Origin of the sequence: Lysinibacillus sp. JNUCC-52 (assembly GCF_015999545.1) — a bacterium.
Taxonomy (GTDB): Bacteria; Bacillota; Bacilli; order Bacillales_A; family Planococcaceae; genus Lysinibacillus.
Genome location: NZ_CP065546.1, coordinates 1733721 through 1757513 on the forward strand (window position 1 = coordinate 1733721; position 23793 = coordinate 1757513).

The 23793-nt window shown below is 38.0% G+C and carries 24 protein-coding genes and 1 other annotated feature; of the genes, 1 reads left to right on the forward strand and 23 read right to left on the reverse strand.

The window, feature by feature from the left end; genetic code table 11:
- The 7 genes from JNUCC52_RS08900 to JNUCC52_RS08930 all read right to left on the reverse strand — a co-directional run bounded on the left by JNUCC52_RS08900 (position 1) and on the right by JNUCC52_RS08930 (position 7254).
- Positions 1-879, reverse strand: coding sequence for an aspartate carbamoyltransferase catalytic subunit (locus tag JNUCC52_RS08900; RefSeq protein WP_173477834.1), 879 nt, complete (start codon positions 877-879; stop codon positions 1-3).
- Between the two features lie 207 nt (positions 880-1086).
- Positions 1087-2397, reverse strand: coding sequence for a solute carrier family 23 protein (locus tag JNUCC52_RS08905; RefSeq protein ID WP_173477835.1), 1311 nt, complete (start codon positions 2395-2397; stop codon positions 1087-1089).
- Positions 2398-2417: 20 nt separating this feature from the next.
- Positions 2418-2960 carry a bifunctional pyr operon transcriptional regulator/uracil phosphoribosyltransferase PyrR gene (gene pyrR / locus JNUCC52_RS08910; RefSeq protein ID WP_337981937.1) on the reverse strand — a complete coding sequence of 181 codons (543 nt, stop codon included), beginning with the start codon at positions 2958-2960 and terminating at the stop codon, positions 2418-2420.
- A 342-nt stretch (positions 2961-3302) separates the two neighbouring features.
- Complete coding sequence (locus JNUCC52_RS08915; RefSeq protein ID WP_173477837.1) at positions 3303-4214, reverse strand: RluA family pseudouridine synthase; 912 nt, start codon at positions 4212-4214, stop codon at positions 3303-3305.
- Positions 4211-4690, reverse strand: a complete 480-nt coding sequence (lspA, locus tag JNUCC52_RS08920; RefSeq protein ID WP_173477838.1) for a signal peptidase II — start codon at positions 4688-4690, stop codon at positions 4211-4213. The genes JNUCC52_RS08915 and lspA overlap by 4 nt, the downstream gene beginning before the upstream one ends.
- Before the next feature lie 644 nt (positions 4691-5334).
- The gene (locus JNUCC52_RS08925; RefSeq protein ID WP_173477839.1) at positions 5335-6903 is read right to left on the reverse strand and encodes a sodium/solute symporter; all 1569 of its coding nucleotides are present in this window, start codon (positions 6901-6903) and stop codon (positions 5335-5337) included.
- 21 nt (positions 6904-6924) lie between these two features.
- Positions 6925-7254: a DUF485 domain-containing protein gene (locus JNUCC52_RS08930; protein WP_337981938.1), complete on the reverse strand. Its 330-nt coding sequence runs from the start codon at positions 7252-7254 to the stop codon at positions 6925-6927.
- A gap of 245 nt (positions 7255-7499) precedes the next feature.
- Here JNUCC52_RS08930 and JNUCC52_RS08935 point away from each other — a divergent pair, with 245 nt between their 5' ends.
- On the forward strand, positions 7500-8678 hold the full coding sequence (locus JNUCC52_RS08935) for an AraC family transcriptional regulator (protein ID WP_337981939.1): 1179 nt from the start codon (positions 7500-7502) through the stop codon (positions 8676-8678).
- 173 nt (positions 8679-8851) lie between these two features.
- Here the strand turns inward: JNUCC52_RS08935 and ileS are convergent, their stop codons facing one another.
- The 16 genes from ileS to JNUCC52_RS09015 form a co-directional block, all read right to left on the reverse strand.
- Entirely contained in the window at positions 8852-11620 is a 2769-nt protein-coding gene (gene ileS / locus JNUCC52_RS08940; protein WP_337981940.1) for an isoleucine--tRNA ligase, read from the reverse strand.
- A 198-nt stretch (positions 11621-11818) separates the two neighbouring features.
- Positions 11819-12041: a binding site (T-box leader), on the reverse strand.
- A 107-nt stretch (positions 12042-12148) separates the two neighbouring features.
- Entirely contained in the window at positions 12149-12673 is a 525-nt protein-coding gene (locus JNUCC52_RS08945) for a DivIVA domain-containing protein (RefSeq protein WP_173477842.1), read from the reverse strand.
- Between the two features lie 95 nt (positions 12674-12768).
- Positions 12769-13557, reverse strand: a complete 789-nt coding sequence (locus JNUCC52_RS08950) for a YlmH family RNA-binding protein (RefSeq protein WP_173477843.1) — start codon at positions 13555-13557, stop codon at positions 12769-12771.
- Between the two features lie 104 nt (positions 13558-13661).
- Entirely contained in the window at positions 13662-13940 is a 279-nt protein-coding gene (locus JNUCC52_RS08955; protein ID WP_173477844.1) for a YggT family protein, read from the reverse strand.
- 20 nt (positions 13941-13960) lie between these two features.
- Positions 13961-14458 (reverse strand): cell division protein SepF, encoded by a 498-nt coding sequence (locus JNUCC52_RS08960; RefSeq protein ID WP_173477845.1) that lies wholly within the window; start codon positions 14456-14458, stop codon positions 13961-13963.
- Entirely contained in the window at positions 14442-15146 is a 705-nt protein-coding gene (locus JNUCC52_RS08965; protein WP_173477846.1) for a YggS family pyridoxal phosphate-dependent enzyme, read from the reverse strand. The genes JNUCC52_RS08960 and JNUCC52_RS08965 overlap by 17 nt, the downstream gene beginning before the upstream one ends.
- Positions 15147-15316: 170 nt before the next feature.
- Positions 15317-15553, reverse strand: a complete 237-nt coding sequence (locus JNUCC52_RS08970) for a YlmC/YmxH family sporulation protein (RefSeq protein ID WP_173477847.1) — start codon at positions 15551-15553, stop codon at positions 15317-15319.
- Between the two features lie 175 nt (positions 15554-15728).
- Entirely contained in the window at positions 15729-16502 is a 774-nt protein-coding gene (gene sigG, locus JNUCC52_RS08975; RefSeq protein ID WP_173477848.1) for an RNA polymerase sporulation sigma factor SigG, read from the reverse strand.
- 114 nt (positions 16503-16616) lie between these two features.
- Positions 16617-17324, reverse strand: coding sequence for an RNA polymerase sporulation sigma factor SigE (sigE, locus tag JNUCC52_RS08980; protein WP_024362133.1), 708 nt, complete (start codon positions 17322-17324; stop codon positions 16617-16619).
- Between the two features lie 13 nt (positions 17325-17337).
- The gene (locus JNUCC52_RS08985) at positions 17338-18171 is read right to left on the reverse strand and encodes a sigma-E processing peptidase SpoIIGA (RefSeq protein ID WP_173477849.1); all 834 of its coding nucleotides are present in this window, start codon (positions 18169-18171) and stop codon (positions 17338-17340) included.
- Between the two features lie 201 nt (positions 18172-18372).
- Positions 18373-19542, reverse strand: coding sequence for a cell division protein FtsZ (gene ftsZ / locus JNUCC52_RS08990; protein ID WP_173477850.1), 1170 nt, complete (start codon positions 19540-19542; stop codon positions 18373-18375).
- A gap of 53 nt (positions 19543-19595) precedes the next feature.
- A complete protein-coding gene (gene ftsA / locus JNUCC52_RS08995; protein ID WP_173477851.1) occupies positions 19596-20879 on the reverse strand; it encodes a cell division protein FtsA in 1284 nt (427 codons plus the stop codon).
- A 95-nt stretch (positions 20880-20974) separates the two neighbouring features.
- On the reverse strand, positions 20975-21346 hold the full coding sequence (locus JNUCC52_RS09000; RefSeq protein WP_173477852.1) for a small basic family protein: 372 nt from the start codon (positions 21344-21346) through the stop codon (positions 20975-20977).
- Between the two features lie 3 nt (positions 21347-21349).
- Positions 21350-22069, reverse strand: a complete 720-nt coding sequence (locus JNUCC52_RS09005; protein ID WP_337981941.1) for a DUF881 domain-containing protein — start codon at positions 22067-22069, stop codon at positions 21350-21352.
- Between the two features lie 149 nt (positions 22070-22218).
- On the reverse strand, positions 22219-22947 hold the full coding sequence (locus JNUCC52_RS09010) for a DUF881 domain-containing protein (RefSeq protein WP_173477854.1): 729 nt from the start codon (positions 22945-22947) through the stop codon (positions 22219-22221).
- On the reverse strand, positions 22925-23779 hold the full coding sequence (locus JNUCC52_RS09015; RefSeq protein WP_173477855.1) for a cell division protein FtsQ/DivIB: 855 nt from the start codon (positions 23777-23779) through the stop codon (positions 22925-22927). Before JNUCC52_RS09015 ends, JNUCC52_RS09010 begins: the two co-directional genes overlap by 23 nt.
- Positions 23780-23793 lie beyond the last annotated feature (14 nt).

A 23793-nucleotide genomic window follows, 5' to 3' on the forward strand; every position in this document is an offset into this window, starting at 1 on the left:
TTATTCTCTCCCTTGTAAAATTGTTTCGATAATTGCCATGCGTGTATATACACCGTTACGTACTTGCTCAAAAATGCGAGAACGTTCGCATTCAACTAGCTCTGATGCAATTTCTACATCACGGTTAACTGGTGCAGGATGCATAATAATTGCTTTTTCCTTCATTTTCTTCTCACGTTCCACTGTCAATCCGTACTCTTCATGATAGCTTTCTTTTGAGAAGCTTTTATTTACTTTATGACGTTCATGTTGTACACGAAGTAACATAATGACATCGCTTATTTCAATTAAATCATCCCAAGAATGATGTGCATTGAAATCTCCTGCCCATTCTTCGGGGCACAGGAAGTGCACATTTGCTCCTAGTCGTTGTAGCGCCGAAGCATTTGATTTCGCGACACGACTATGCGATATATCTCCCGCGATTGTGATATTTAACCCTTCAAAAGAACCAAACTCTTTTTTTATCGTATACAGATCAAGTAATGATTGTGATGGATGTTGACCAGCGCCATCGCCTGCGTTTATAACTGCAACATGAATGCCTTCTAGTAGCTCGTTATAATACTCATCCTCTTTTGCTCGGATAACGACCGCATCCATGCCAATCATTTCTAATGTTTTGACTGTGTCGTACATCGTTTCACCCTTTGTCACACTTGAAAAGCCTGCGTCAAACGGGATTACAGTACAGCCGACTTTCCGCTCTGCCATCTCAAAGCTCGTTTTCGTTCGGGTACTTGGTTCAAAAAATAAGTTTGCAACGTTGTAAGCACGAGATAACGATGATGTTTCGCCATTTTCAAAAGCCTGCGCACGATGTAAAATGCTGTTAATTTCTTCAGTTGTTAAATGTTCCATTGATAATAAGTTCTTCATCATGTACCTCCATTAGATTGTGTGTCATGAACGTCTATGTATGACGTTCTTCATTATTTAAGTGTCTAAATAATGTAAAAGCCCCGCTGATGTCATCAGCGAGGCATAAGGAGGCGTGACAAACTATAGTAAGCTGTATTGCTTACTGATTGCTTGTCCACAACTTCCCTTTTTTTGCCTCTCTGGACAATTCATTAAAAGGTACTACTATGAATTATTATTTTGATTGTAAGGTACTGGTATATCGGCTTCTTTTTTGCCTGGTAAAACCGCGTTTAGCACAACTCCGATAATGGCTGCTAACGCCATACCTTCTAGACTTAGAGATTCTGTGACGATAAATTTCGCACCGCCGATACCTATTACTAGAATAACAGAGGCAATCACTAGATTGCGGCTGTTCCCAAAATCAACATGGTTATCTACTAGCATACGTAAACCGCTTGAAGCGATAATACCGAACAGCAGAATGGAAACCCCGCCAAGAACAGCTGTTGGAATTGTTGCGATTACTGCCATTGCTTTCCCGAAGAATGACAGGACAATCGCTACCACTGCCGCTCCCGCTATTACGTACACACTGTAAACACGTGTGATTGCAAGAACACCGATGTTTTCGCCGTACGTTGTTTTTGGTGGACCTCCAATGAACGCACTCACTAATGTCCCAAAGCCATCACCTAGTAATGAGCGATGTAAGCCTGGTTCTTTAATATAATCTCGATTTACTACTTTTCCTAGTACAAGCTGGTGACCGATATGCTCTGAAATTGTCACAATGACAATCGGTACCATCGCTAGTAAAATCGTAGATGTAATCGTAAAGTCATAATCTATACCTGGAATGATGAAATGTGGTACTGCAAACATCTTCGCTTCTTTAATCGGCTCGAAGTTGACGATACCAATACAGATTGAGTATACATAGCCTACGATCAGGCCGATTAATATCGGCATTGTACTTAAAATCCCCTTAAAAAAGATTGTAAAAATAATGGCCGTAAATAATGTGACAAGTGCTGCTGAGAAATGCAGTAAGTTATACTCTCCATCAACATTCATCGCCATGCCTACCGCTGTTCCTGATAAGCCAAGGCCGATCACCATAATAACTGGACCAACTACAATTGGAGGAAGAATTTTCATAATCCATTTATAACCGCTCTTCCAAATGATGAGTGACACAATGCCGTAGGTAACACCGACGGCCATCGCCCCTATCATAGCGTTACCTGGATTGACACTTAAGCCATTGTCATCTAAACCGCCTGCAGCAAGTAAAATCGGTGCGATAAAGGCAAACGATGAGCCTAAATATGCTGGTACTTGAAACTTCGTAATTAATAAGAAGAACAATGTGGCAATCCCGCTTGTTAGAAGGGCGATTGCTGGGCTAAGTCCTACTAGCTGTGGTACTAAAATCGTTGACCCGAACATGGCAAACATGTGTTGAAAACTTAATGTCACCAATTGGACTGGAGTCGGTTTATCATTTACATCTAACACTGCCTTTGACATAACGTTTCCTCACTTTATAGTTAGTCTTCTTTATAAATAATGACGCAATCTTCACCATCAACTTCAGTTAAATTAACAACGATCCGCTCTGTGCCAGATGTCGGCACATTTTTTCCAACATAGTCCGCTCGAATTGGCAACTCTCGGTGGCCTCGATCAATCAATACTGCCAGTTGAATTTGGGCTGGTCGTCCTAAGTCCATTATGGCATCTAATGCAGCTCGAACTGTGCGGCCAGTATATAGTACATCATCAATTAAAATTATTTTTTGGTTGGCAACAACATAATTGATATCTACTTGCTCGACATGTGCTTGCTCATTTTCATGCTTTGTCGATAAATCATCTCGGTAAAGTGTAATGTCTAGCTCACCAGTACGAATCGCTTTACCTTCTATTTTTTCGATACGCTCCGCTAAGCGTCTCGCTAGAAAGGCACCGCGCGTTTTTATACCGACTAATATACATTCATCAATGCCTTTATTACGTTCAATTATTTCATGTGCAATACGTGTTAATGCTCTTGTCATCGATGGCCCATCTAATAGCTCATTTTTTGACATGTTTTGTCCTCCTCTCTAGAATCTATTTTCAGTGTTGTCCATAATGCGCAACTTTTATCAAAAAGAATTCCTGATGAAAGCTTTGTAGCACATTCGGATTGTTACGCGATGCTCCCTAAGTCGTTAAGCATCATTGTCAACGGCATAAAAAAACCTCTCGAGGCGAATAGCCTGAGAGGGTTGAGTACGTGTTTAAATAGCATGTCGAAAAAATTTGCAGCACAAATTTTTGCAACACGTTCACATGTACCTTCTCAGCCTCTCTGGACTGCCATTAAAGGTGAATATTAAATTAAAGTCGTTCATTCACTTTCGTTAGTATAGACCTTCTTTAAATATTCGTCAATCCTTATTTCGTAATTCCTCTAATAATTGTACATAATCGACAGGAAGTGGTGCTTCAAACTCCATATATTCACCTGTTGTAGGATGATTAAATCCTAAAATTCCTGCATGTAATACTTGTCCACCAAAATCAATTGTCTTTCTCGGTCCATATTTTGGATCACCGACAAGTGGGAAACCAATATAATTCATATGCACGCGAATTTGGTGTGTACGTCCTGTTTCAAGGCGGCATTCTACAAGTGTGTAATCACCGAAACGTTCAATAACTTGGAAGTGTGTTACCGCATGTTTTCCTTTATCAACAACTGCTTGCTTTTGACGATCCTTTTGATCGCGGCCAATCGGTGCGTCAATCGTCCCTTTATCATGTGCAATATGTCCATGAACAAGAGCTGTATATTTACGCGTTACCGTTTTGTTCACAAGTTGATCGACTAACGATTCATGCGCCACATCGTTTTTCGCTACCATCAGTAAACCTGATGTATCTTTATCAATACGATGTACAATACCTGGGCGCATTACACCATTAATGCCCGATAAATCTTTACACTGATACATTAAACCATTCACAAGTGTACCTGTCATATGACCAGGCGCAGGATGGACAACCATACCCTTTGGTTTGTTGACAACGAGCACATCCGCATCTTCATAAACAATATCAAGTGCTAGGTTTTCAGCGATTACATCTAAAGGTTCTGCCTCTGGCACGATGATTTCTACTACATCGCCTGCTTTTACCTTATATTTCGCTTTTACTGTCTCACCATTTACTTTAACAATTCCTTCTGTAATCCAATTGCTAATTTGTGTACGAGACCATTCTGTTTGTATACTTGAAATCGCTTTGTCAATGCGCTCTCCTTGCTGTTGTTCTTCGATTGTGTATGATACTTGCGTCATTGTTTCACCTGTTTCTTTTCTTTTTTATCTTCGGCGATTAAACCAATCATTAATACGACAACGGCAATTGTTAATGCTGCATCCGCAATATTAAAAATTGGGAAATCGTAATTCATAATAGGGATTAATACGTCGACAAAATCTACTACTTCTCCTCTAAATAAACGATCAATAAAGTTACCAACGGCGCCGCCCAATAACAGCATTAAACCCACTTGGAAAAGAGGCTTGCCCTTTGCTTCTTTATGATAAAAGTAAATGATGGCGCCAATAACAGCAATTGTCACAATGGAAAATAACCACATTTGCCCTTCTAGCATTCCCCAAGCTGCACCTCTATTGCGATGCGATAAAATGCCAAACCATGGATCCCATACGGAAATGCGTTCACCAAACTCCATATTTTTCACAATTAGCCATTTTGTCCATTGATCTAAAATAATCACAAAAGCGGCCAATCCATAATATTTATACACAGCTATTCCTCCGATCACTCAACATCTTACCTATTCTACCATAAGAGCTTATATAGCAATAACTAATATAACATGAAAATATGACGGAAACACAAGGCTGTGGCCCAAAAGCAAAAATCGGCGTGCTTAATCAATCGTTCTGTCAAAAAAATCACATAAACGCCATGCCTTGTCCAAAAAAGTTCAATAAGTTGTCCCCTATTTTGGACGACTTCTACGCAAAATAGGAAGCCGTTGATTGCCGTTCCAGACGCTCCCTTTCCGCAGGCACAGCTCCAACTAATTTTTGCGGCAGAAGCCGCAAAAATGGATTTTCTGCTCGTACTGTTCCCACAGGAGTGTCGCGCCTTCCACTCCAATTAACTAGTATCGCCTGCTCATAAAATAGACTGCTCCTAAAAAATACATGAGGTGATGATAACTCTTTTTGCCTTTCCTCCCAAAAGTATCCGTGTTGGGCTTGCCTCGTGAAAAATATCCAACTTTGCATAGCCCAATAGACGATTGCGGACACATAACTTTAAAAGAAGCATTAATTGATTGACTCAAAATAAAAAGACAGTAGACCAACTCCATCTTCTTTGAGTTGGTCTACTGCCTATTTTTTACAATTTATTACCAAATAGTGAAAGTTGTATCAGGACCTATACCGTTTCAGATTCTTTCGAGTGTACGCGCTTCATAAAATCATTTACATCTGCAGGGACTTTCCGATCTAACAATGACACAATAATGACAGACAGGAAACCTACTGGAACTGTTATAATACCTGGAATTTTAAATTGTAAGAAACTTGGAAGTGTTCCTGGTAAAAAAATCATCCACATGGAGACAACAAGGCCAATCACCAATCCTGCAATAGCCCCTTTTTCAGTCATCCCTCGCCACCAAATTCCTAAGATGAAAATCGGTGTAAATGTACTCGCAGCAACTGTAAATGCTAAAGCGACTAAATGACCGATAGAAGCATCTTTAACAAGTAAACCTAGACCGCCATAAAGAATACCTAAAATAACAATAGCTACTTTTCCAGCAACTACTCGCTGTTTTTGCGTAATATCTTTTTTCATAAAGCTAGCATATAAATCATGTGCTAATGCACCAGAGCTTGTAATAAATAGGCCTGATAAATTAGAGAAGATAGCAGCAAATGCCCCAGCAATAACGAGGCCGAGAAGCCAGTCGCCTCCTAAGGCAAGCGCAGTTGTTGGAATAACCATGTTATTGCCACCAAGTACTAAATCTCTCATTACTTCTTCACTCGCACTACCTGAGATGAAAATAGCACGACCAACAACGCCTAAAAATACTGCTAATAAGAAAAACGTACTGGCAATTCCGATGGCCATTAAAGCGGATTTACGGGCAGCCTTAGCACTTGGATTTGTATAAAAACGCAATAAAATATGCGGTAACCCAATAGTACCTAGCGCTAAACCGATTGTCATACTGATTGTTTGCCAAAACGTTGGGAAATAAAAGCCTGTCCCCGTCCATGCCGCACCATCAAAGTTTACATCACTACCATCCAATGCATAAGGTGATGTACCTGTAATAGGACCGTTAAAAGAATTAATAGCTGCTAAAATTTTATCGTAATGCAAGCCCCCATACATTGCTGCAATAAGCATGACAATGAACGCGCCTAGACGAATCCAAAGCTCTAATGCCTGGTTGATTGTCGTTCCTTTCATTCCGCCTATTCCTACATAGAAAATCATCACTACACATGTAAAGATAATGCCGAATTCATAAGATGTACCAAAAAACATACTTAATATTTGTGCTGCCCCTAATAGCTGTGGAGCCGCATAAAATCCTGAAATCGCTAATACAACAATAACTGCGGCTAAGCGTGCTCGTCTACTATGAAAGCGATAGGCTAAAAAGTCTGCCACTGTAAATGCACCAAAGCGTCTTAATGGGCCCGCAACAAAAATAGCTAGTAAAGTTAAACCGATGGAGAAGCAAAATGCATAATATGCACCATCATAGCCTAACTGAAATGTTAAACCAGCAATTCCTAAAAATGTTGCTGCACTTAAATAGTCTCCCCCAATGGCTGACCCATTCGTAAACCATCCGAAACTCCGTCCCCCAACGAAGAAATCAGATGCCGTTGTATTTTTTTTCGTTAAATACGTAATGTACACAATCGTTCCCATTAGTGCAATGGTCAACAACATCTTTGGTTCTAATAGCGTCTCAATCATTCAACTGCCCCCTTTAATGAACTACTTATTTGACATTTCATATTTTTTCAAACGTTTTTCATATAAAGCCGTATGCACATAAGCAATAACAAAGGCCATCACCATCATGACAATTGTAGTGACAAACCATGTTACAGTCATGCCTCCCCATACTTTCTTAAAGGCAAATTCAGGAGCGAACCAATTCATTACTGGGATACTAAAAATTAAAATAAAGTAAAATACCGTTAAGCTAAAGCCTGTAGTAAACTCATCCTTCATAATTTTATGTGTTGTCGGATCTAACGGTGGCAAATCTCTAACATCCACAGTCCCCGCTTCCACATACTCATAATCATGACTCCCCGCCATAGTACTAACCCCCTTTAGTCTAGGTGAATAATTATCTGAAATTTCAAATTATTATTCACTACAACTATTCTATTCTATTTTTCTAATAATATAGGTACAATATTTTGCTGTATTAGTACAAAATATTGCTATTTTAAGTTAAAATACTTTTATTAAACTTCTTTTTATTTTTGGATTTTAGAAAGGGGCTGTTTAGCATTTTAAACGTCGTATGGTACGTTGAGAATTCAATTGAGAAACAGCAAATGATAGGATGGTTAGAAGAATTCCTCCCGTATACATTTATCGAATGTACACAACCAAGCGCACAAGAGGTGGCAATTTTCGTCTATGAAATTAACCATTTATTTGATTGGGTAAAGGTCAAACGATTAAAGAAAAATTATCCTAATAGTATTATTGTCCCTATTGTTGCAGTACACTTAACCTATTCAGCAGGTATTGCCATTGAATTAAATTTACTAGCACTTCTTATTAAACCTTTGCAAAAACAAAAATTTTTACGAATTGTAAAAAAGCTTTATGCATCCTATAAAGATCAGCAAGCAAGTACCGTTACGATGCTTGAGCTGTCACAACAAATCCCTCACAATCATACATCACCATTTCGCGAAGCTTTTTTGAGACGGCTAATACGGGGAGAAATAAACAGTGAACAGGAAATTGTACAAGCTTCATCGTTTTTATCTTCTGACTGTATTCCAAATATCGTATTTTTAATCCAAGGCTATGTAGATGCTCAACAAAACCGACCGATACTCCATGACGCAAGTAGTGTAATTACCAATATTTTTCGTCAGCATTTTTCGGACAAAGCCCCGCTGTCCTTTTTAAATTTTGAGCGATATTTATTAGTGCTCATGCGGATACCGCAGACGTATACATCATTTAAGCATTGGACAGATGGTGTCACTACTTTAATGACTGTTATCGAACTTTTGAAAAGAGATTATAATATCCACCTTTTTATAGGCATCGGTGGTGTTTTTACGCACGCTATGCAAGTTAAAGAATCTTACAGTCAGGCTAGAAAAGCTCGTAGAAAACCACCTGTAGATAATATTCACATACGATTTTATGAAGATTTAACAAAACATGAACAGCTACAAAAGGCTATTCAATATATTGAGGAGCATTACGATGAGCAGCTAGTTGTTAGTGATGTCGCCAAATCAATTAATTTTAGTCCTACTCACTTTAGTCGCTTATTTAAAAAAGAAACTGGTCGTAATTTTGTTGATTATGTAGCGTTTACTCGCATTATTAAAACACTCCCTTCCTTACGCAAGTTTGACTACACCATTGAAAAAATTTCAGCAAGTTCTGGTTTTAATACACCCAATTATTACAGTCTTACTTTTAAAAAATATGTGGGGATTTCACCAACCGACTACCGCAATACAATTGAAATATTGTTTAAGTAAAGATGATACTGAATGTTTGGTTGCTAAACAGCTTCGTGCAGACTTCCTCGCTTACCTCCCATTCAATGATCCTTTCCACTATCGTACGAAGAAATCGGTATGTTCAAAGCTAGTCAAACATAAAAAAAGAGCAGTCGATTTCATCTCGACTGCTCTTTTTTATTTCATCATTTTTATACGTAATACTTCTCAACAACTTCTGCACAGCGAGCACATACTGTTGGATGTGCATCATTCGCTCCAACTGTTGCCGAAATTGACCAGCAACGCTCACATTTCTCACCTGTTGCTTTTTCAACAACAATTGATACATGTTCTAAAGCTAGTGCTTCAGCAGGAGCTGATTCGATTGGTGCTACCCCAAAATTAGAAACGATTGAAAGCTGTGCAAAATCAATGTTCGCATCATTTAATAATGCTAAAACTTCTGGTTTTGCATAAACTGTTACTTTCGCTTCAAGAGACTTACCAATTGTTTTTGCATTACGTGCTTCTTCTAATGCTTTTAGAATATCATCACGTACATCAATAATTGTTTCCCATTTTTCACGTAACTCATCGAAGTTTGCTTGCTCATCTACTGAAGGGAAGTCCGTTAATTGAACTGATACCTCTTCCACAACACCTTGTGCATGTAAATAAGACCAAACTTCATCCGTTGTATGTGGAATAATTGGTGTCATAATTTTTACTAATGTCATTAATGTATCGTAAATAACTGTTTGCATTGCACGACGATCGTGATTGTCATGACCTTCAATATAAACAACATCTTTAGCGATGTCCAAGTAGAATGAAGATAGTTCTACAGCAACAAAGTTATTAACCGCATGGTAGACAGCAGCAAAATCATAACGATCATAAGCGCTACGCACTGTTTTTAATACATCTTGTAGACGCATGTAAATGTATTGATCCATTTCACGTAAATCAGCATACGCTACACGGTCTTTTAGTGGATTAAAATCAGCTACATTGCCGTGTAAGAAACGGAATGTATTACGGATTTTACGGTACACTTCAGATACTTGCTTTAACATATCCATTGAAATACGAACATCAGCAGTATAATCTACTGAAGCTACCCATAGGCGTAAAATATCTGCACCGTATTGATCCATTACCTTTTGAGGAATAATTACATTTCCTAATGATTTACTCATTTTGCGACCATCGCCATCTAAAACGAAACCATGCGTTAATAGACCTTTATATGGTGCATAGCCATTAATTGCGACAGACGTAATTAATGATGAGTTAAACCAGCCACGGTGTTGGTCAGAGCCTTCTAAGTAAAGATCTGCTGGATATTTCATACCACGTTCTACTAGTACACCTTGGTGAGATGATCCAGAGTCAAACCATACATCCATAATATCGTTTTCTTTTGTGAATTCACCATTTGGACTACCTGGATGTGTAAAGCCTTCTGGTAATAATTCTTTTGCTGTCATTTGGAACCAAATATTTGATCCATGCTCACGGAATAGTGAAGAAATACGCGCAATTGTTTCTGGTGTAATAATTGGCTCACCATTTTCAGCATAGAAAATCGGAATTGGGACACCCCATGCACGTTGACGAGAAATAACCCAGTCTCCACGGTCACGAATCATATTATAAAGACGCGTTTCACCCCAAGCAGGTGTAAATGCTGTTGATTTAACCGCTGCTAATAACTCATCACGGAATGCATCGATTGACGCAAACCATTGTGGTGTTGCACGATAAATAACTGGTTTTTTCGTACGCCAGTCATGTGGGTAAGAGTGCGTAAAGAAGTTTAATTTTTCTAATGCGCCAACTTCTTCTAATTTGGCTGTAACCATTTTATTTGCATCATTGTAGAAGACACCTTCAAAGCCTGGTGCTTCGTCAGTATAACAACCGCTATTATCCACTGGGCTAAGAATTGGTAAACCGTATAACTTACCAATTTGATAGTCATCTTCACCATGTCCAGGAGCTGTATGAACACAACCAGTACCCGCTTCAGCCGTAACGTGCTCACCGACCATGACAAGCGAATCACGGTCATAGAATGGATGTTGTGCTACGATGCGATCTAAAGCTTCCCCTTTTACTTCTTGGATCACTTCGTAAGATTCCCATTCAAGCTCTTTTGCCACTGTTTCAAGTAATTCTTTTGCAATAATGAACTTTTTATCCGCTACTGCTACAACAACATAGATGAATTCTGGATTTAGAGAAATCCCTAAGTTTGCTGGTAATGTCCAAGGCGTAGTAGTCCAAATAATAAATTTCGCATCAGCTGGTACAACACCTTTTGCATCTTTAATCGCAAAGCTTACATAAATAGAAGCTGATTTTACATCCTTATATTCAATTTCAGCCTCTGCTAATGCAGATTCTGAAGATGGTGACCAGTACACTGGTTTTAGGCCTTTATAAATATAGCCTTTTTCAGCCATTTTACCGAACACTTCAATTTGTCGAGCTTCAAATTCTGGTTTTAACGTAATATATGGGTTTTCCCAATCACCGCGAATTCCTAATCGACGGAATTGCTCACGCTGATTGTCGATTTGTTCATATGCATATTTTTCGCAAAGCTCACGGAATTCAGCAATGGACATTTCTTTACGTTTTACACCTTTGTTTGTTAACGCTTGCTCGATTGGTAAACCATGTGTATCCCAGCCAGGAATATAGTTAACATGGAAACCTGTCATTGAACGATGGCGTGTAATCATATCTTTCAGTACTTTGTTTAAGGCATGACCAATATGGATATCACCATTTGCATATGGAGGGCCATCATGTAGAACGTACTCAGGACGACCTGCTGTACGCTCCATTTGTAATTTATTGATGTCCATCTCATTCCATTTTTCTTGCATTTTTGGTTCATTCGCTGGTAAATTTCCACGCATTGGGAAATCCGTTTTTGGCATTAGTAAGGTTTCTTTATATTCAACCATTTGTTAATTCCTCCTTTATTTTTTGCAAACAGAGAACAATTGCTAAGCATTTCATTACATTGGACAAATTGTTGTGAGCACCAAGCAAAAGTAAATATGACACATCTTGTGCCAGTATTTTAAACTGCGCCTTTTTGCTATACTTTCCTAGTGACACGCAAAACAATCCAATAACAACAAAAAAGCCTCTCCATCCCTAAAAGGGACGAGAAGCTTGAACTCGCGGTACCACCCTAGTTGTAGTACATAATTGTACTACCGCTTGAAAGCACGTTAACGTTGTGCGCTCCGAAATAACTTACTTAACGTTCAGTTATTTAGCTCAGAAGTGATTTTCTTTGTTAATTGCTTGTTTGGGCTCCCACTATCCCCAAATCGCTTTACTACACCTAACAAATACTGTCTTCGTCTCTGCCTATATGCATATCTGTTCTTTTTAATTACTATGACAATAGTATATGGAAATCCATGTATGGCGTCAAGTCATATTCATTCAATGACTACTTCACTTTTTCGTCAATGGACCATTTAAATTTCTTCTGATTCTTGTGCATCCTCAACAGAAGACTGAATTTCTGTTAGATCAATATCATATTGCAATAAATGATCCCAGTCGTCTGCATTCAGTAAATCCAATTGTGCTTCGACAAGCATTTTAAAACGATTGCGGAAAACTTTGGACTGCTTTTTCAGCTCATCTATTTCTATTGTTACTTTACGTGCTTTCGTTAACGCCTCATTAATAATACGGTCGGCATTTTTTTCAGCTTCTTTTACAATTAGCTTTGCTTCTTTTTGTGAATTTCTTCGTACTTCATCTGCTGCCTCTTGTGCGACAACAATTGATTTTTGTAATGTTTCCTCTAAAGAATTAAAATGTCTCGCTTGCTCTAAAGCCATTTCTAATTGCTTATCGACATCTTTTTTTTCACGTAGTAATTTTTCATAATCTTTAATGATTTGATCTAAAAATTCATTTACTTCATCTTCAGCATATCCCCTGAAAGATTTTGTAAACTCCTTATTATGTATATCAATAGGTGATAATGGCATACGATCCTTCTCTCCTTTACAAGTACATTCGTAAGTTCTATTATACAATTGTTCTAACAACTTAGCAGTAAAAATAAATAGAAATTACATGTTTTTTAGCCTTTTTGGGTCAAACGACCGATTTGTAAACGAATTTTATCTTTCTTTGTTCGGCCTTCTGTCATTATTATTTTTACGCGACCACTACCTCGTACTGATAAAATATCACCTTCTTGACATTCAAATGCAACACTATCTCGTTCAGTCCAGTTTACACGCACTTTTTTTCCAGTAATAAGTGCTTGTGCTTTTTGACGAGACACTTTTAATACTGTTGCGATAATGACATCTAAACGCATAGAAGAAACGGTATGGGATTCTTCCTGCCAATCGTCTTCATTGTCAATAAGCGCTTGTGACTCTTTAATTGATTCTACGTGTACTTTTATTTTGCCTATCCCTGTTAAATGAAGGCGTACATAGTCTGCTACTTCTTCAGCCACAACAAACTGTACTTGTTGCTCATTCACCCGAATATCTCCGAATTTAGCTCTATCTAATCCTAATGATAATAGAGCACCGAGAACATCTGGATGGCGCAGTTGTACAAATCTTGCAGGATAGTGAATAGTAAATACTGTTAACTGATAATCTTCCGCTTGCGGTTCGAAATATGTCGGGAAAATTAGCATACGTTGACGTTCTGCTTCATGAAACAAGCCATCACTAGTCGTTTGAAGCATATTGTTCTGCGTAATAACAGACTTTACGATAAAGCGCTGCCTTGGATCTAAAAAATCTGTAAGTTTCGGAGCATAGCGATCTTCCACCTCACGTTGCCAGCTTACTACTTGCTCAATAAAAGGCTGCTCATCCTTCCTAAAATGTTGTATTAAATGCTCCATTTATTGTTCACCCCATCTACCTCATCCAATTGAAACTATTAGTTTAGTTAAGTCTAGTATTCCCTTTTTACACAAAAAATCCCCACTAATTGTGAGGATTTTAACTAAAACATAAAGAATATTTTTTGAATCACAATAAAAAGCCCATTTTTAATAAAATTCAACATAAAAATTGCCACGATCGGAGAAATATCAACCATACCAATAGGAGGAATGATCTTTCTGAAAAGCCCTAAATATGGCTCGCATAGTCTTTCAAGAAAACGTCCAATCGCTGAACTTTGGGCGGCTGGTACCCAAGACATTAAAACATATGCTACTAGCATAAATGAGTACACAGTAAACGCTAAATCCACATAATGCAAAATTATATAAAAAGTCATATAAACTACAATCCTCGCTATTAATTATCGTCTAAAATAAAATTTGAAATTTCTCCAGATACTTCTACATTATCTGGTGTGCATAAAAATATATCTTTCCCTATACGCTGAATGTCTCCACCTAGCGCATAGACGGTACCGCTTAAAAAATCAATAATTCGAATACCTTGTTCTCGTTCGATTCGTTGCAGATTAACAATTGTTGCTCGTTTGTTTTTTAAGTTTTCAGCAATATCCTGAGCCTCTGCATAAACTCTCGGTTCTACCAATACAACTTTTGCACCTTTTGTATTCATAGCTGCTTGTAAACTAACAATATTATTATTGGCTGTTGTACTTTGCGGTACAATTTCATGAATCTGTGCCTTACGTTCTTTGATAACCTTTTTAGATGGTTTAGCTGCATGAATCGGTTGTTGTTGCACGGGTTGTTGCTGTTGAATAGGAGCTTGCGTGATTTCTTCTTCTAGTTCTTCTTCAAGATAAAAGAAGTTTTTAATTTTATTTTTCATGCTCATCCTGTTCCCCTCTTTCATTTCCAACAAGAGCCGTTCCGACTCGAACGAATGTAGCTCCTTCCTCTACCGCTATTTCAAAGTCATTAGACATGCCCATTGATAACTCGGTACAAGGCGCGTGTGCGAATCCTCGTTCGGCTATTTGCTGTTGACATTGTTTTAATTGTTTAAAAACAGAGCGAATAATTGATTCGTCCTCTGTATTTGGTGCCATAGTCATTAAACCTACAACTTGAATTTTCGAGAAGTTTTGTAAAGATTCAATAAAAGTTACTGCGTCCTCTGGTGTTAAACCATGTTTTGATTCTTCACCTGACACATTAACTTGTACAAAACATTTTACCTGTTTTGTTGCTCTTTTTTCAATTTCTTCTGCTAAGCTTAGACGATCCAATGAATGTAAGTAATCAATTTCATTAATAACTTGTTTTACTTTTCGCGTTTGTAATGATCCAATATAATGCCAATGTACATTAGCTTGAATGGCTTCAATTTTTTGTTTTAAGCCTTCAGGACGATTTTCACCTAAATGTATAAGCCCTGCATCAATTGCTTCTTGTGTTCTCTCAACGGAAACCTCTTTCGTAACAGCAATAATTTGAACATTAGTTGCCTCACGATTTGAACGCTGTTGTGCTGCTTGTATTTGATTATTAATTTTGTCTAAATTTGTTAAGATTTTCGTCACTTTTTTCCCAACTTTACAACTTAGTTTCCTTTATTGTAACAAGCAACTCTTTATTTATCAATGAATAGCCTGACCTATAAATGCTTATACATTTTCGCTGCTCACACTAAATGAGGGGCTACAGACTTACTGTTCGGAAAATAGGAGCGAGCAGCACAAATGCCATGTTTCTACGATAATGCCTTTACTAGAATGACATCTTTGCCGACTACAAGAACATCCTTCATATACACTTTTCTAATCGATTCTTCGCCTCTGAAGAACCCTAAATATTTTCGAGGCTCTGCAATCATAAACGCCGTTACATAGCCCGTTTCTTTTGATACTTCTGCATCTACAACAAAGCCTAAAAAACGTCCATTCCCTGCTTCTATTACTTCTTTTTGCTGTAACATTGAGAAACGCATTTGTATCCCTCCTACTAAATCAATTACCATTGTGTTTATGTTGAGCTAAAACAATTACAATGCTTTTTGATTAGTTGCAGTATTGCATATAAAAATGTATGACTACAATCTTCATGTTTAGACGAACGCAATGAAGATAAAATGCGCACCGAAGTTTCGGGTGCGCATTGTCTACTTACTTATAATCTTTCTGCATTGTTTCAATGGCATTTTTTTCTAGACGTGAAATTTGCGCTTGAGAAATCCCTAATTCTTTTGCAATTTCAGTTTGTGTCTCACCATAATAAAAACGCTTAGCTACTATCATTTGCTGACGAACATCCAATTTTTGTAAGCTATCCTTTACTGACACGTAGGCAACCCATTGATCTTCCGATACATCATCATCACGTAATTGGTCCATCATATAAACAGCGTCACCACCGTCTGCATAAATGGGCTCTTGTAACGAAACTGGGTCTTGAATGGCATCTAAAGCAAATAATACATCTTCCTTTTTCATGTCAATCATTTCTGCGATTTCTTCAATCGTTGGTTCTCGCAAATTGTCGGTTATCCATTGTTCCTTTGCCTGCATCGCCTTATACGCAATATCTCTAAGAGAACGAGAAACACGTAGTGCATGATGATCACGCAGATGGCGACGAATTTCACCAATGATCATTGGTACAGCATATGTTGAAAATCGTACATTATGCTTCAAATCGAAATGATCAATAGCTTTCATGAGGCCAATACAGCCTACCTGAAATAAATCATCTGCCTGTTCACCCCTGTAGGCAAATCGTCCGACAATACTTAGCACTAACCTTAAATTGCACATTACAAGCTCTTCCCGAATCTCGGTTTCTCCTGCTTGTAATCGAATGAAGAGTTCCTTCATTTCTTCGTGCTTTAAAATTGGCAAAGTCGATGTATCTAAGCCGCAAAGATCTACTTTTGTTCGCATATTCGATTCCTCCGGATGTTATTCTCTGACTAAACCGTTACATCAGTTTGTCCGACAGAATCGAGAATATGCAGAAAAAATGCGTCCAATTTTAGGTAGGATAAATTTCCCTCTCTAAGATATTGGCTGATTCAAATTTTCTCGTAAATCTTGTATAATTTTCTTTTCTAACCTTGAAATATATGATTGCGAAATGCCTAAATGATCTGCTACTTCTTTTTGCGTCATTTCGATTTTACCGTTTAATCCGAAACGACATTCCATAATATATCGTTCACGTGCACCTAATAAATTAATGGCATGGAACATATGCTGACGTTCAATTTTCTTTTCAACATTGTCTAAAATAATATGTTCCTCTGTCCCTAAAATATCAGACAATAATAACTCATTTCCATCTGCATCAGAATTTAGTGGTTCATCTAGTGAAACTTCACCCTTCATGCGACTTGTTTTACGTAAATGCATCAAAATTTCGTTTTCAATACAACGTGATGCATATGTTGCAAGTTTAATATTTTTATCGGTATTGAACGTTTCAATCGCCTTTATTAAACCAATCGAACCAATACTAATTAAATCTTCAATCGGCGTACCCGTATTATCAAAACGTCTAGCAATATAAACAACAAGACGTAAGTTACGTTCAATAAGTGTATCTCTAGCTCGTAAATCTCCGTTCATAAAGGATGCAATGACTGTGACTTCTTCTTCTCGACTTAGTGGCACTGGCAATGAATCATTTCCCCCTATATAGTACGTTTCACGACTCCGAAACTTACCCCATAATTTTTTCAAGCTAGCAAGTAGCCTAAGAAGCAATAGTTCTCCCCCTCTATGAGTTATTTGAAAGCGCTGAAAAATGTAAAATTGCTGCTGTGCTATGCGGAAAATTTTTAGCTTTTTTTGTTAATACGATATATTCATTTGTTTTTACTTGTGATGACTCTCCTTTAATGTGTAATTCATCAAAGCGAAAGCCTAAGACAACGGTTTGTTGTTGCACTGTATTGACATGAATAAATCGAATTAGTCGCTGATAATCTACTGAAAACATCGATACATCGTAAGGATCTGTTTCCTGCCATTGTAATAATGCATCTTGAATTGCTGTTGGTAAATAAGGTCGTAGTGCCGAATACGAAACAAAATGAACAGGTTTTCCTGACAACGGCTCGATACATTGATTCCCTGTATCTACGAATGCCGAAAGTGGGATAACTTTATCAAAAACCTTTAAGGTCGTTTGAAATACAAACTGTCCACTTACACGCTCCAGCTTTACAAATCCCCATTGCTTATAAAATATAAGAAGATTACCAAATGCTAGCAACAAGCAAAGTACAATAAAGTGAATGACAGAAAGATTCTTTAAATACGGTTGTAATGCTGTTAACAGTCCGCCAATAACAATCGTTGCAGTCAGTACAATAGGACCTTGCTTTTGAAAACTTCGAAGTTTAAAGCGAAAAGCTAGACCAATTAGTACAATGAAACTTAGTACAATCGTAAGCAGCATGTGACCACCGATTACAGCTATAAAACTACTAATAATTGAACTCATTAATAATCTCGTACTCTTTACATGTACGCCTGTAACTTTTGCTGTAAACGTCAATATTGCTAAATTATAAAGCGTATTAATGAGCACCAGCCATTCTCCATACATAACAGCCGCCTCCTACTTACAAAGTTAGCATGCCAGCGCCACAAATATTGTCAAACAATCGCATGATTTCCTTAAAATGTTTTGACAAAAAACATCGTTTCCTTACACAAAAAGTGCCTGACACGCAAACAATTCTGAATTGTTTGCGTGTCAGGCACTTAAAAAAACTCGTATTTTACAAATGTAAAATACGAGTTTTGTTTATCCACGATTTTTACGGTTACGTAAAAATGCAGGTACTTCTAGCATATCATCTTGTGCATAATTTTGATGATTTTGACGCTGTGGTTGTTCTTGCTGTACATGTATCTCTTGACGCTGCTCACGAATAGGTGCTTGTTGTTGAGGCGCAGCTTGTCGATTATTATTAATGTTGTTAATGCTTGGTCGAGCATTTCCTCGATGTTGTTGTAACGCTTCTTCTGTGAAGCCAGTCGCAATCACGGTTACGATAATTTCGTCTTTTAAATTCTCGTTAATAACCGAACCGAAAATCATGTTAACTTCTTCATCTGAAGCCGATGCAACGATATCTGCAGCTTCTTGTACTTCAAATAAGCTAAGGTTAGAGCCACCTGTAATGTTCATTAGAACACCTTTAGCGCCATCAATTGAAGATTCAAGTAATGGGCTTGAAATAGCTTTTTTAGCAGCTTCTGCAGCACGATTTTCACCTGTTGCAATACCGATACCCATTAAGGCAGAACCTTTGTTAGACATAATTGTTTTTACGTCGGCAAAGTCTAGGTTAATCAGACCTGGTGTTGCGATTAAATCGGAAATACCTTGTACACCTTGACGTAAAACGTTATCCGCTTCACGGAAAGCTTCAAGCATCGGAGTCGATTTGTCGACAATTTGTAATAGCTTGTCGTTCGGAATGACGATTAATGTATCGACAGCTTCTTTCATACCGCCAATACCACCGATTGCTTGAGTTTGTCGTTTGCGTCCTTCAAAAGTGAATGGACGTGTGACAACACCAACTGTTAGTGAGCCTAAATCACGTGCAATTTGTGCTATAACTGGTGCAGCACCAGTTCCTGTGCCTCCACCCATTCCAGCTGTTACGAATACCATATCCGCACCGCGTAATACTTCTTCTAGTTGTTCACGACTTTCTTCAGCCGCTTTTTTCCCTACTTCTGGATTAGCTCCAGCTCCTAAACCACGCGTAAGTTTTGTACCGATTTGCAGCTTAATTTCTGCTTTCGATAAATTTAAAGCCTGTGAATCTGTGTTCACTGCGATAAAATCAACACCTTGTACACCATGCTCTATCATTCGGTTAACAGCGTTGTTACCGCCACCACCCACACCAATGACTTTTATAACTGCAAGTTGATCAACACTTGTATCAAATTCTAACATTCTTTTTTCCTCCCACGGTAACTCGACTCTGTATCATTCATTACGCATTCAAGTTAATCAAAAAATTTATCAAATAATTTTTTTGCTCTACCGATTACGCTTCCTTTTGATTCTGAAGGTGTAGCATATTCTTGCTTTTTAGATGCTGGTGCTTGAGCACCGACAACCGCATACTCAATAGGCTGCGTATTCGTACCTTTTCCATAAAAATCATCTTCTAGATAGGCGTAACGAATCAGTCCAACTGCCGTCGTAAATGAAGGCTCTCTAACGCCAATATAATCTGGAGTATATATTCTAACACGCGTTTGCAGTATTTGGCGTGCTAATTGAGCTATACCATCTAGCTTTGCCACACCACCTGTTAAAACAACACCACCTGGCAAATCTCGAACGCCTAGACGTGCTAACTCATCAATTACTAGTTCAAATAACTCTTCTAATCTAGCACCAATAATTTCTGATATAAAGCGTTGGCTGTACTGATCCCTTGAATCTGTACCAACAACTGGCACTTCAAAAAGTTCCTCGTCTGAAGCATCATCGTAAAAGGCATGTCCAAATTGGTGTTTAATTTGCTCCGCTTGATCTGTCGGTGTTTTTAAAACAATTGAAATGTCTTTTGTAATATGATCCCCACCTACTGGAATGACCCCAGTATGTGTCAGTAGCCCCTCTTCAAATACCGCAATAGTTGTTGAGCCGCCACCTAATTCAATAAAGGCTGTACCTTGGTTTTTTTCATCTTCCGTTAATGCAAAATAACCAGCCGCAAGTGGTTGTAAATAAATCTCTCTAATGCTTAATCCCGCTTTCTCTACGCAACGAAGTACATTGTGTAACAACGTTTTAGAGGTCGTAATCATTGTCGCATCCATTTCGAGACGAATACCAATCATACCTCGTGGGTCTTTAATTTCGTCTAAATTATCTACTATAAACTGTCTTGGAATGATGTTGACTAATTCACGTTCAGGAGGTATTGACATGACTTGTGCAGATTCTACCACTCTGTCTAAATCATCATCTGTAATTTCTCTATTTTCACTATTTACAGCGACAACACCTTTAACTAGTTGTAACATCGTCTGATTAGCTGGAACGCCTAAAACGACCTCATCGATTTGATAACCTGTCATTCGTTCTGCTTGTTCTACTGCTTTTCGAATAGATTGAACTGTTGCATCAATATCAACAATTGCACCTTTTCGAACCCCATTCGATTTTACATTGCCGACCCCAATTACATGTAATTGTCCGTCGCTCATTTCACCTATTAATACTTTGATAGAAGAAGATCCTATATCGAGTGATATATATAATTCTTGATGATTCAAATTCGCTGCACCTCCTTGAAAATGCTCTTAATTTCATTCTATTGTAAATCTTGCCTAATGTCTAAGCAAATCGAGTATTTTGGTCAATTTTTCTCTCATTCTATGGAAGTTTTTTTCTTATTGTGACGTTTCTCATCTAACCGAGTTAGTAAAATACGCCTAATTATTGCTATGTTTTGGAATAAACGTACTCCAAAGGCGAAAATGGCAGCTAAATACAAGTCCACCCCTAAATTCACCCCTATGAACGCCAATCCTGCCGCAAGAACTATATTAAAAAAGAAACCTGATACAAATACTTTATCGTCATATACTTGTTGTAATTGAGCTCGAATGCCTCCAAATAACGTATCTAATGCAGCCAGCACTGCTATTGACAAATAATTTTCATAGATAGAGGGAATTTGGATATTTGTTAACAAGCCTAGTGCTAGTCCAAATACCAAACCTAAAAATGGTAGCCACATATATTAATCTCCTTTTTTGACCTCTGTTAAATAATCATTCGTCAATGGTTGATCGAATGCCGGTATAGTTAACTGTGCAGTAGGCTCCTCTATCACTAATTTAAAATTATCTAAATAAAATGAATCGATAAATGATGAAGCTTGAATAGAATTATACATTTTTTGTGCTGCCTTAAAAGTGCTTGTCCCAACATAAATTTCGAAGGGTGGTGATGAAAGTGCCACACTATTCACCGTTGTTTTCCCATTGATGTCTCTAATGGCTGATGTATGAACAATGCGATTCCCATCAATGGCAACACTAGCAGCATCATATTTAAATAATTCATTTAGTAATTGGGTAAGTAAATCTGGAGAGATCTCTTTCATTTCATACCCCATTGCAACTAATTCTGGTGCTGGCTCCACTCGGAGTACTACCCCTGGACCTGTAATATCCGTTAAGCCTGCCTGCTGTTTTAATTGATTGACTGTGTCATTTAAAACAACTTGTAAATTAGCTTTTTCAGATTGCTCATAGCGACCCATTACCTCATTAAGTGAGCGAATATCTGCTAATAATGTGGAATGCCTTTGCTTTTCTTCTGCTAATTCCTCTCGTATGGCCCAAATATCTCGTGTATCTCGCTCAGCTGGTTTTTGAATGGTATTGTATTGTACCGCTATCATCAAACCGATAATAAATAGCACGATCGTTATTCGGGTGTACATATTTTTTTTCAAAATAGCCCCTCCTAGACGTATCGCAAACAATTTCTCCTTGATATCGTTAAATTTAGATGTTGAACTGTAATATGAACAATTTTTATCTAGGACATCCGTGGGAGGCTTTACCTAATTTTCATCCCATGTTATTCATGGAATAACAGTCGTTAACTTTCTACTTTTACATTTGGCATTGTTAACTTTTGGTTTTCTTCTAATGACACGACAATATTGTCATTTAACAGTTGATCTACTACGCCACCACTTAAGTTCAGTGAAGCACGGAGTGTTGTTGAATCCCCTATAGCCTCAATTACAAAGGGGGCAGGATGTTGCTTGCCGTCAATTGTAATAACAGGTCCATTACATCTTATATAAGAATTGGCCATGACCCGTTGCCCGTTAATGGCAATCGCCTGTGCTCCAGAAATTTTTAATTCATTCAATAATTTAAACACATGGCTTTCATGGACGATATAATCATTAGGATTTACAGATTTAGGGTCGTAATCACCATCTTGAAGCGTTATACGTATACCCTTTCCTTCTGAACTTAAATCACCTAATAGTAAACGTAAGTCTTCTGCTTCTTGAACTAATTGCTTCGATTCCTTTTCATTCGAGGCGAAATCTTTTTCGTAATTCCGAATCTTTTCTTGTAACTTGTTCGCCTCTTCTGTGAGTTCTTTATTGCGCTCTTGCTGTTCAATCAGCTCCTCACGATACGTATCTTCTTGCTCAAATAGCTCAGTTTTAATGGAGCTAGTTTGTCGATTGTCTTTTGCTTGGTTGTAAGAATAGCCGATGATAAACCCAGTAGTTATACAAACGATGAGGAGCTCAAATTGTTTCCTCGTAAAGAAGTTCCCTTTGCTATTCTGTTTCTTGTTGTTCATCTTCATTCACTTCCTGGTTGGCCGCATTTTCATCAGGGTTGTCCTTTTTTGCATCAGGGTTGTCCTCCATATCAATGCTGACTTTATTGTACTCATCATTAAATGGACGGTAATATGAGCCAACCTCGATGTCGATAACACCCTTTTCTAAATTTGCTATTTGCGCAACAATTGAAGGATAATAATTTAGCTTATCAGCTAATGTTGGAATAACTGCACGAACTTCATAGCCGTCATTCATATAAAGCTTGACCGCATTAGGATTAGCCTCATTACTATTCGTATTTACTTGTGAGATTAAAGCTAATACCTCTGGTTTTAACCGTGCTAATTGTTCTACAAGCTTGTTAATGGTTTTTTCTCCTGTAATGCCCATAAATACAGGTGCATCAATTGGGATATTGTCGCCAGCTTGTTCAAACTTCTTCCCGTTCTCCAACAATGGGTAGTAAGTTCCGTCACCAGCTAGATACGCAACTTTTTTCCATTCCTTAATATCAATCGTGACGCCGCGCAGCCATTTACGCTTGACATGAGCCTCTTGCACCCATTTGTCTTTTAGTAATGCCTGCTCTACATCTTTTACCGTAAAACCCCACATCGACTTTCCTGGTGCAAGGGTACTAGCCTCCAGATAATACTGTTCGTCAGCTAGTTGGGCACCGTTGACCGTAATGCTTTTAATATCACTGTAAGGAGATTGAAAATAAAGGAGTACAGCTAGCACTAAAAAGAAAAGTAATATTAGGACAATGAATTTGCGATTTGTACGCTTTTTTCGTCGCTGTTTTAGCGTAGGAATGCGATCTTCTATATCAATTACTTTCTCCATAAAAAGTACTCCTC